Origin of the sequence: Prosthecobacter fusiformis (assembly GCF_004364345.1) — a bacterium.
In the GTDB taxonomy this organism is placed as follows: Bacteria; Verrucomicrobiota; Verrucomicrobiia; order Verrucomicrobiales; family Verrucomicrobiaceae; genus Prosthecobacter; species Prosthecobacter fusiformis.
On the sequence record NZ_SOCA01000030.1, the window covers coordinates 1 to 1,919 of the forward strand.

Genomic DNA, 1,919 nt, shown 5'->3' on the forward strand with positions numbered 1-1,919 from the left:
ACCACAGGCTCGATCTTCTTGCCGAGCACACCGCCCTTGGCGTTGATCTCATCGAAAGTAAAAAGCAGGATGTCGCGAAGCGACGTTTCACTGATTGCCATCGTGCCACTCAGTGAGTGCAGGATGCCGACCTTGACTGTTTCCTGAGCCTTGACCGGAGAAAAGGAAGCCAGCGCCGCCACGGCGAGTGCTGCTTTGAACATGATATTAGAGTATTTCATGGTTTATTAAATATGCGCTTTGATATCCACTAACGGCAGGAAGCCTTTGGCAGCACCTCCCTCGAGGCGCTGCCGCAGAACTGTCCCTTGAAGAAATTCTGCAAAAAATTAGAAGGAGATCACCACTCCTGCACGTCCACGGATGAAGCCTTCATCCGGGTTGGTCACGATGACGTTGTCATTCGTGTAAAAGTAATCCACCGAGGCAGTCAGCGAGACATGCTTGGAGATGGGCAACGTCGCTCCGAGACCGGCTGAGGCAAAACCAAACCCTGCCTGACCACCGTGGTAGTCATACGTGTCATAGCTCAGCGCGATCGGCATGGACAGGATAACCGGCCCCAGCTCCGTCGTTGGGTTGATACCCACCTGGACCACCAGACCTTCACCAAAGTTGACCGCAGCACCACGGTCAAAACGGCCATGGAGCAAGAGATAAGGATTCAACATGCCGGCATAATCAATTCGGAAGTCGATGATCTTTTCGGTATTGCCACCGTAGTTCCAATACTGATTGATGAGGGTGAATTTCAGCTTGTCCACCGTGTAGGAAATACCTGCCCACACATCCGTTTCCTGCACCCGGTTACCCAGGCTGGAATTGGATTCATTGTTGTCATTGATGTCCATCCAGGATCCAACGAAGAACGTGAAGTTATTTGTCAGGTTGAAGTTCAGAGCCAGCGAAGGATGGAAAAGAGGATCTTCCCAGGACTGTCCTGCCCCCCAGATATCTTGCCCGTAAGATACAAAGTGAGTGTCCATCAAGAGCGACAGGGTGCCGCTGAAGAATGGTGGCGGCGGCGGAGTGGTCACCGGCACCTCGGCCGGGGTTCCTGCTTTGGCTGCTCCTGCTGCCAGCGTCACGACGGAGGCGGCTAGAAGGAAGTTTTTGATCGTTGCTTGCAACGGGCACAGTAGGTTCATCGTATTGATTCGCGTTAGTGTTGATTCGCTAATGCGCTTGGTGGGGAAATCCGGTCTCAAACGAATCCCTGCCAAGCGTCTAGCGTTGACACGGCAAATCAGCAGCTAGCGTGCCACTTAGCTGCTGTTGCCTGAAGGAAATTCTGAGACCGCTTCTAAACCGTGTTACAACACTTCACTTTGACGATGAACGCTGCGCTTAGTTTCTGGACGGGTAAGAGGTTTTGAGAGAGGGGTGAATTTGAGACCGGATTTTCTTTTTAGAGAGGGGCGGTCCGCGACCAAACGAACCGCCCCCATTGTTCTCATCAACAAACCCAAACCTTCACAAGAGATGGGTGATTGAAATCGTTCACTTAGCCTTGAACGTACCCTTCAGGAAGGGCTCGCCATAGACGTTGTCATACGACTTCAAAATCTTGAACTGACCATCCGCCTTCGTCTCACCGATGAAGACGTTCTTGGTCACGTGGTGGTTCTTCTGGCTCGTCACCGTTCCGCCAGGCCCGTCAAAGCTGATGCCCTTTTCCAGTTCGGCGATCACTTTGTCCACTTCAAATGTCCCGGCCTTCTCCACGGCTGCTTTCCACAGATACACACCCACATAGCTCAGCACCATCGGGGAGCAGGTCACACGGCCTTCCTTCACGATTCCAGGAACGTCGCTCTTTGCAAGCCATGCCTGGAAGTCGCTGATGAACTTCTCGTTAGCCGGGGACTTGATGGACTGGAAATAAGTCCAGCAACCAAGCTGACCCACAAGCTGCTTAG

General features: G+C 52.6%; 3 protein-coding genes. All 3 read right to left on the reverse strand.

The window, feature by feature from the left end:
* A partial coding sequence (locus tag EI77_RS23175) for a transporter substrate-binding protein (RefSeq protein ID WP_166647474.1) occupies window positions 1-203 on the reverse strand: 203 nt, incomplete at its 3' end.
* 126 nt (window positions 204-329) lie between these two features.
* Window positions 330-1,148 carry a hypothetical protein gene (locus tag EI77_RS23180; protein WP_133797693.1) on the reverse strand — a complete coding sequence of 273 codons (819 nt, stop codon included), beginning with the start codon at window positions 1,146-1,148 and terminating at the stop codon, window positions 330-332.
* 352 nt (window positions 1,149-1,500) lie between these two features.
* A partial coding sequence (locus EI77_RS23185) for a transporter substrate-binding protein (protein ID WP_166647473.1) occupies window positions 1,501-1,919 on the reverse strand: 419 nt, incomplete at its 5' end.

What these genes read in the sequence shown, in the direction of transcription:
- EI77_RS23180 (WP_133797693.1), bottom strand. Translation starts at nt 1,148, where the DNA reads ATGAACCTACTGTGCCCGTTGCAAGCAACGATCAAAAACTTCCTTCTA.